This is a genomic window from Shimia sp. (assembly GCF_041624275.1).
GTDB lineage: Bacteria > Pseudomonadota > Alphaproteobacteria > Rhodobacterales > Rhodobacteraceae > Shimia.
Window position 1 is genome coordinate 1 of sequence record NZ_JBFJVE010000164.1, and the last position, 7,314, is coordinate 7,314.

At 64.6% G+C, this 7,314-nt stretch carries 10 protein-coding genes and 2 pseudogenes; 3 read left to right on the forward strand and 9 right to left on the reverse strand.

Features of this window, described 5'->3' with window-relative positions; all coding sequences use genetic code 11:
• Positions 1–246, forward strand: a pseudogene (locus ABZD10_RS12140) (chromosome partitioning protein ParB); the annotation flags it as partial.
• On the opposite strand, the gene ABZD10_RS12145 reads toward ABZD10_RS12140, so the two are convergent.
• The 4 genes from ABZD10_RS12145 to rph are packed head-to-tail and all read right to left on the reverse strand — an operon-like array spanning position 236 to position 3,079.
• Positions 236–589: a YbaN family protein gene (locus ABZD10_RS12145; RefSeq protein ID WP_372886818.1), complete on the reverse strand. Its 354-nt coding sequence runs from the start codon at positions 587–589 to the stop codon at positions 236–238. The pseudogene ABZD10_RS12140 and the gene ABZD10_RS12145 sit on opposite strands and share 11 nt — an antisense overlap.
• Positions 590–592: 3 nt before the next feature.
• Positions 593–1,765 carry a radical SAM family heme chaperone HemW gene (hemW, locus tag ABZD10_RS12150; protein ID WP_372886820.1) on the reverse strand — a complete coding sequence of 391 codons (1,173 nt, stop codon included), beginning with the start codon at positions 1,763–1,765 and terminating at the stop codon, positions 593–595.
• Positions 1,758–2,369, reverse strand: coding sequence for an RdgB/HAM1 family non-canonical purine NTP pyrophosphatase (gene rdgB, locus ABZD10_RS12155; protein ID WP_372886822.1), 612 nt, complete (start codon positions 2,367–2,369; stop codon positions 1,758–1,760). Before rdgB ends, hemW begins: the two co-directional genes overlap by 8 nt.
• Entirely contained in the window at positions 2,366–3,079 is a 714-nt protein-coding gene (gene rph / locus ABZD10_RS12160) for a ribonuclease PH (protein WP_372886824.1), read from the reverse strand. The genes rdgB and rph overlap by 4 nt, the downstream gene beginning before the upstream one ends.
• A 115-nt stretch (positions 3,080–3,194) precedes the next feature.
• Between rph and hrcA the strand changes: the two genes are divergently transcribed.
• Positions 3,195–4,259, forward strand: coding sequence for a heat-inducible transcriptional repressor HrcA (hrcA, locus tag ABZD10_RS12165; protein ID WP_372886825.1), 1,065 nt, complete (start codon positions 3,195–3,197; stop codon positions 4,257–4,259).
• Positions 4,260–4,269: 10 nt separating this feature from the next.
• A complete protein-coding gene (locus ABZD10_RS12170) occupies positions 4,270–4,830 on the forward strand; it encodes a nucleotide exchange factor GrpE (RefSeq protein WP_372886827.1) in 561 nt (186 codons plus the stop codon).
• Between the two features lie 161 nt (positions 4,831–4,991).
• Here the strand turns inward: ABZD10_RS12170 and ABZD10_RS12175 are convergent, their stop codons facing one another.
• From ABZD10_RS12175 to ABZD10_RS12195, 5 genes and pseudogenes are all read right to left on the reverse strand, one after another.
• The gene (locus tag ABZD10_RS12175) at positions 4,992–5,384 is read right to left on the reverse strand and encodes a putative zinc-binding protein (RefSeq protein WP_372886829.1); all 393 of its coding nucleotides are present in this window, start codon (positions 5,382–5,384) and stop codon (positions 4,992–4,994) included.
• A 76-nt stretch (positions 5,385–5,460) separates the two neighbouring features.
• Positions 5,461–5,874: an EVE domain-containing protein gene (locus tag ABZD10_RS12180; protein ID WP_372886830.1), complete on the reverse strand. Its 414-nt coding sequence runs from the start codon at positions 5,872–5,874 to the stop codon at positions 5,461–5,463.
• Positions 5,874–6,143: a YciI family protein gene (locus ABZD10_RS12185; protein WP_372886831.1), complete on the reverse strand. Its 270-nt coding sequence runs from the start codon at positions 6,141–6,143 to the stop codon at positions 5,874–5,876. Before ABZD10_RS12185 ends, ABZD10_RS12180 begins: the two co-directional genes overlap by 1 nt.
• 1 nt (position 6,144) lies before the next feature.
• Positions 6,145–7,104 carry an NAD(P)H-dependent glycerol-3-phosphate dehydrogenase gene (locus ABZD10_RS12190; RefSeq protein ID WP_372886833.1) on the reverse strand — a complete coding sequence of 320 codons (960 nt, stop codon included), beginning with the start codon at positions 7,102–7,104 and terminating at the stop codon, positions 6,145–6,147.
• Positions 7,101–7,314: pseudogene (locus ABZD10_RS12195) on the reverse strand (tRNA (adenosine(37)-N6)-threonylcarbamoyltransferase complex transferase subunit TsaD); the annotation flags it as partial. The gene ABZD10_RS12190 and the pseudogene ABZD10_RS12195, both read right to left, overlap by 4 nt.

Sequence of the window (7,314 nt, forward strand, 5' to 3'; positions counted from 1 at the left end):
GTGCGTCAGACCGAGGCGCTGGCCAAGGCCGCCGCTGCCGGCAACACGGCCAAGCCGAAGGTGGCCAAGGCGAAGGCGGTCAAGGATGCCGACACCGTGGCGCTCGAGGGGGATCTTTCCGCGACGCTGGGGATGAAGGTGATGATCGACCATCAGGCTGGCGGAGAGTCGGGCCAGGTGACGATCAAATATGCCTCGCTTGATCAGCTCGACGAGATCTGCCGCATTCTTTCGGCTACCAGTTAGGCCGGGTCCAGATAAAAAGCAGCACTGCGCCCAGCACGCCGGCCTGAATGCCGAGCAGAAGCGGGCGCAGTCCCAACAGCAGCGACAGGGCAAAGACCACGACGATCGACAGGGTGGCAATGCGCTTGGCCTTCGGATTGATGGCGCCGCGCGATTGCCAGTCTTCGATCGGTGGCCCCAGCGTCGGATGCGACAGCAGCCAGTTGTGCAGTCGCTCTGACGAGCGGGCGAAGAAAAACGCCGCCAGCAACAGGAAGGGCACGGTCGGCAAGAGCGGCAGCAGAATGCCGATCGCGGCGAGCGCCAGACAGATCAATCCGAGAGCAGCCCAGAGATAGCGCATGGTCTAATCCACCAGCAGTTCGGCGAGAATGGCATTGAGCACCATCCGGCCCGAAGGTTCTGCCCTAAGGCGTTGTTTTTCAACTGAAACCAGCCCCATTTCACGCAGTTGTTCAAGGCGTTTGCCGGCCAATGCGTGGCCGGCGAGAGCCTCAAAGCGGCCAAGGTCAACACCTTCGCTCAAACGCAGGCCCATCAACAGGAATTCAGCGGCCTGACCCTGCCGATCAATGGTTTCACGCAGGCTTTCGCCATTTCCCGCCTCGGCCTGTTGCAGCCATTTCGCGGGGTTTTTCCAGTTTTCGATCGCCCGGCGCTGCCCGCCCAGCGTCAGCCGACCATGGGCACCGGGCCCGACACCGGCGTAATCTCCATAGCGCCAGTAGATCAGGTTGTGGCGCGATTCAGAGCCTGTTTCGGCGTAATTCGACACTTCATAGGCGTTCAACCCGGCCGCGGCGCAGATCTCATGCGTGGCTTCGTACATATCCGCCGCGAGATCGTCATCGGGCAGGCCGCGCAGTTTGCCGATGGCATAGCGGTCGCCAAAGGCGGTGCCTTCTTCGATGGTCAGCTGGTAAAGCGAAAGATGATCCAGCGCGAGGGCGGTGGCGGTCTTCAACTCGGCCCGCCACTCGGAAAGGGTCTGATCCTGCCGGGCATAGATCAGATCGAAGCTGACCCGATCGAAGGTGTCGCGGGCGATGTCGAAGGCCCGCAGACCCTCGGCCACGCTATGGATGCGCCCGAGGCGTTTCAGGTCGCGATCGTTCAGCGCCTGAAAGCCCATCGAGACACGATTGACGCCGCCGTCGCGATAGCCGGCGAACCGCCCGGCCTCGACCGAGCCCGGGTTGGCCTCGAGCGTGACCTCCATGTCATTGCTGGTGGGCCAGAGCCTGCGCACCCGCTCGAGGATGGCGGCGACGATGTCGGGATCCATCAGGCTGGGGGTGCCGCCGCCGAAGAACACCGTGTTCAGGACCCGGCCGGGGGTTTCGCCGGCGACCCGGTCGAGTTCGCTTAGGTAGGCGGCAAGCCAGCGTTTCTGGTCGATCTCGCGGGCGACGTGGCTGTTGAAATCGCAATAGGGGCATTTGGCCTGGCAGAAGGGCCAGTGGATATAGAGGCCGAAGCCCCCGTTCCGCCAGTCGTCATATGTGCTGGCCTCAGCCAAAGCAGCCTGCGACGAATTGTTTGACCGCGTGGCCGCGGTGGCTGATGCGGTTCTTTTCCCAGCGGTCCATCTCGGCAAAGGTGACGTCGTGGCCTTCGGGTACGAACATCGGGTCATAGCCGAAACCGTCGGTGCCCCGCAGCGGCCAGATCAGATGCCCCGGCGCGACACCTTCGAAAACTTCGTCATGGCCGTCGGGCCAGGCCAGCACAAGGGTGCAGCGGAACTGCGCCCTGCGCGGATGCGGCGCTTTTCTTGCCTCGAGCTCGCTATGGGCGCGCGTCATCGCCATCAGGAAGTCGCGGCCATTGCCGGTTTCGGCCCAGTCGGCGGTATGGACCCCCGGCGCGCCATCGAGCGCGTCGATGGTGATGCCGGAATCATCCGACAGCGCGGGCAGGCCGGTGGCCCGCGCCGCGGCATGGGCCTTGATCCGGGCATTGCCGACAAATGTGGTCTCGGTTTCCTCTGGTTCGGGGAGATCCATCTCGGCGGCACCCACCACGCGAACCCCAAAGGGCGCGAGCAGATGCGCCATCTCTTCGAGCTTGCCCTTGTTGTGGGTCGCCACCAGAAGCGTATCTCCCTCGAACCGGCGGGTCATGCGGTGGCCGCCAGCTGAGCCGCTGCCAGCTCGTCGATGCCCTTTTCGGCCAGGTCGAGAAGCTGGTTCATCTGGTCGCGGGAATAGGTCGCGCCCTCGGCGCTCATCTGCACCTCGATCATCTGCTTGTTGCCCAGCATGATGAAGTTGCCATCGACCCCGGCCTCGGAATCCTCGGGATAGTCGAGGTCCAGCACCGGCTGCCCGGCATAGATGCCGCAGGAAATCGCCGCGACCGGCGAAATCAGCGGATCGCCGACCACGTCTCCGGCAGCGATCAACTTGTTCACCGCCAGACGCAGCGCCACCCAGCCGCCGGTGATCGAGGCACAGCGGGTGCCGCCGTCGGCCTGGATGACGTCGCAGTCGACGGTGATCTGGCGTTCGCCCAGCGCCACGCGGTCGACGCCGGCGCGCAGGCTGCGGCCGATCAGGCGCTGGATTTCGACTGTGCGGCCGCCCTGTTTGCCCGAGGTCGCCTCGCGGCGCATGCGCGAGGTGGTCGAGCGCGGCAGCATGCCGTATTCGGCGGTGACCCAGCCCAGCCCGGTGCCCTTGATAAAGCGCGGCACCCGGTCCTCGATGGTGGCGGTGCACAGCACATGGGTGTCGCCGATGCGGATCATGCAGGATCCTTCGGCATGTTTGGTGACGCCGGTCTCGATCGAGACGGCGCGCATTTCGTTCAGTTCTCTTCCCGAAGGACGCATGGTGGTAATCCTATTCTGCTTGGCCACGGGGATACAGGGGGCCGAGACCCGAGCGCAACCCCGATTGACCTTTTGGCCGGGCGCACTTTAATGACATCTGAGACGAGGATGAGCCATGAGTGACAGCGCCCGCCTGCTTGAGGAAATGAACGACCGCTCGCGCGAGGTTTTCCGGCGCGTGGTCGAGGGCTATCTCGAGACCGGCGACCCGGTCGGATCGCGCACCCTCAGCCGCAGCCTGTCAGAGCAGATCTCGGCGGCGACGATTCGCAACGTCATGCAGGATCTGGAATACCTCGGGCTTCTCGACAGCCCGCATGTCAGCGCCGGGCGCATCCCGACCCAGATGGGGCTGCGGATGTTCGTCGACGGGCTGCTCGAGGTTTCGGACCTTGACGCCGGCGACCGCCAGAAGATCGACGCCACGCTGGGCGATGCGGTGTCTGATGTCGGCGGCATGCTGGACCGGATCGGCTCGGCGCTGTCGGGGGTCACCCACGGCGCCTCGCTGGTGCTGGCGCCCAAGCACGAGGCACCGATCAAGCATATCGAGTTTGTCAGCCTCGGCCATGACCGGGCGCTGGTGGTGCTGGTCTTTGCCGATGGTCACGTGGAAAACCGGCTGTTCACACCGCCGCCGGGGCAGACCCCGAGCTCGATGCGCGAGGCGGCGAATTTCCTCAACGCCATGATCGAGGGGCGCACCCTGTCCGAATTGCAGCGGGTGATCCGCGACGAGATGGAGCGCCGCCGCCAGGAGATCGACAGGCTGGCCCGCGAGCTGGTCGAAAGCGGGCTGGCGCTTTGGTCCGACGAGGGCGAGTCGCCCGAGCGGCTGATCGTGCGCGGGCGGTCCAATCTTCTGGGCACAGATGAAGAGGAACAGGACCTCGACCGCATCCGCAGCCTGTTCGACGACCTCGAACGCAAGCGCGACATCGCCGATTTCCTCGAACTGGCCGAGGGTGGCGACGGGGTGCGCATTTTTATTGGCTCCGAGAACAAACTTTTTTCACTTTCGGGTTCCTCTTTGGTGGTCTCTCCATATATGAACGCTGATCGTAAGATTGTGGGCGCGGTCGGGGTCATCGGACCCAAGCGCCTGAACTATGGACGCATCGTGCCGATTGTGGATTACACGGCACAGCTGGTCGGGAAGCTGATTTCCGACCGCGGTTAGAGGTTGAGAAATGGCAGAGCCGAAAGAAAACGATTTTCTGGATGATCTCGCAGAGGCCGAAGCGGAAGAGTTCGCCCAGTCGCTGGACGAGCTGGACAACGAGGCGATCGAGCTGGACGAGCTGCGCGCCGAGCGGGACGCCTATAAAGACAAGTTCATGCGCGCGCTGGCCGATGCGGAAAACGTGCGCAAGCGCGGTGAAAAGGCGCGTCGCGAGGCCGAGCAATACGGCGGTTCGAAACTGGCGCGCGACATGCTGCCGGTTTATGACAACATGAAACGCGCCATCGAGACGATCTCGCCCGAGCAGAAAGAAGCCTCGGCGGCGCTGATCGAAGGCATCGAGCTGACCATGCGCGAGCTGCTGAAAGTGTTCAAGAAACACGGTATCGAGATCGTCACCCCGGCGGTGGGCGACAAGTTCGACCCGCAGGTGCACGAAGCCATGTTCGAAGCCCCGCTGCCCGGCACCAAGGCCGGCGAGATCATCCAGGTCTCGGCCGAGGGTTTCATGCTGCACGACCGGCTGCTGCGCCCGGCGCAGGTCGGGGTGTCGTCGAACCCCGGCTGAGCGCCCCGCGCCCTTTGCGGCCCCGTCGCGGGCCAGTCACGGGCCAGTCACGGGCCAATGCGCAAAAAGAAAAGCCCCCGCAGCGCCGGGGGCTTTGTCGTTTCCGGCTTATGTTTTCCGGGCGATCTCTGGTGCAGCGCCACAGTCAGGCGCCGGGTATCTCAGCCCGCCGCAGTCCGGTCGGAGGCGGGGAACAGTTCGGATTCCAGACGCGCATAGACCGCGTCGGCCTCGGCCGGGTCGAAATCGGCGCGCAGGGTCTTGCGCACGCCGTATTCGGCCAGCATCACGTGATGGGTCGGGGTGACATCGTGGCGCGCCAGGCAGGCCTGAACACAATGCAGGCGGCAACCGTCCAGGGCGATGATCTCGCGCTCTGAGCGGGCGGTGCGCACCAGCGGTTTCACGTCGCCGCCGACACCGGCAATGCAGGACATTTCGGCATGGCCTGCCCGGTCGAGCCGGATCGCGAGCGCGTTGGCCATCTGGGCGGCGCTGGAGCATCCCGAGCAGGAATAGACCAGCGGCAGGTCGTCGGAGGGTGAATTCGACATTGTCTTTCTCGCTTTTTGGCGCGGCACGGGCCTAATCCGCTGGCCGGCAGGTTGCAACAGGCGCGTTGTCGCAGGGTCAGAGACCGGCCAGCGCGCAGATGATGGTCCATTCGGCTTCGGTGACGGGCTGCACCGAAAGCCGCGAGTTCCTGACCAGTACCATATCGGACAGGCGCGGGTCTGCCTTGATCTGTTCAAGCGAGACCGGCTTGAGCAGGGTTTCGACCGCCTTGATGTCGACGCAGTCCCAGCGCGCGTCTTCGGTGGTCGAATCGGGGTGGGCCGTGGCGATGACCTCGACGATGCCGACGACGGATTTCTCTTTCAGCGAATGATAGAAGAACCCGCGATCGCCGATCTGCATCTCGCGCATGAAATTGCGCGCCTGGTAATTGCGCACGCCGTCCCATTCCTCGCCGGTCTCACCCCGGTCGAGCTGGTTCTGCCAGCTCCAGGTATTGGGCTCGGACTTGAAAAGCCAGTAGCGCATCAGCCGATCACCTTGTTCCACGCGATCAGCTCGACACTTTGGAACAGGTCGGCCTTGTTGTAGGGATCATTGGCAGCCCAGTCGCGGGCGGCGGCCAGATCCATGTCGAGCACGATCAAAGAGCCGCACATCTCGCCGTTCTCGTCGAGAAAGGGGCCGGCCATTTCCACCGCTTCGGTGGCTTTCAGATAGGCCACATGGGCGTCGCGGTTGGCCTTGCGGATTTCCAGCGCGCCGGGTTTGTCCTTGGCGATCAGGGCGGTTTTCATGTCATTCCTCCTTGGGGGGACGCGACAGCAGCATTTCGACGGCGTCCGTGATCTTGAGTTTGCGGTCGATCAGCCCGACCACCGCATTGGTGATCGGCATGTCGATGTTCATGTGACTGGCACGGGCCTGCACGGCGCGGGCGGTGGCGGCGCCCTCGACGGTGATCGCCGGGTCGAAATCGTCGCCGCGCCCCAGCGACAGGCCGAACTGGTAGTTGCGCGACTGCGGCGAGGTGCAGGTCAGCGTCAGGTCGCCAAAGCCCGACAGCCCGGCAAGGGTCTCGGGGCGGGCGCCAAGCGCCTGCGCCATGCGCTGCATCTCGGCATAGCCGCGCGTCATCAGTGCCGCGCGGGCGCTTTCGCCAAGCCCGGCGCCGATGGTGGCGCCGCAGGCGATGGCCACCACGTTCTTGAGCGCGCCGCCGAGTTCGGCGCCGATGGTGTCGGTGGTGCGATAGATGCGCAGATTGGGCGCCGACAGGCTCTGTTGCAGGGCTTTTCCGACCCTGTCGTCGGCGACCGCGAGGGTCAGCGCCGTCGGCAGGCCGCGCGCGATGTCGGCGGCAAAGCTGGGGCCGGTCAGGATGGCGGGGGTCGCCTTGGGGTCGCAATCGCGGATCACCGCCACCGGGCCCAGCTCGGTTTCCAGCTCGACCCCCTTGCAGCAGGCGACCAGAAGCCGGCCGTTGAGCTGCGGCGTCGACAACAGCAGATCGCGCATCTTTTGCATCGGCACTGCCAGCAGCATGGTGTCGGCCAATGCGGCGGAAATATCCGCCGTGACCGTGAGACAATCAGGAAAGGCGACGCCGGGAATGCGGGCGGTGTTTTCACGTGATTTCCGCATCGCCGCCACGTGATCGGCATTGCGCGCCCAAAGGGTCACCGACCGCCCGGTGCGGGCCATGGAAAGGGCCAATGCGGTGCCGAAGGCGCCGGCGCCGATCACGCTGATGCTCATGCCTTGGCCCCTTTCTTGCCGCCGCCGAGCAAGGCCGGGGCGGATTTGTCCAATGGCCAGCGCGGGCGGGCCATCAATGTCATGTCGTCGCGCTGCCCGCTGCGGAACCGTTCCAGCCCGGCATAGGCGATCATCGCCGCATTGTCGGTGCAAAGCGCCAGAGGCGGGGCGGTGAAGGTCACGCCCATTTCGGCACAAACAGTCTCTAAC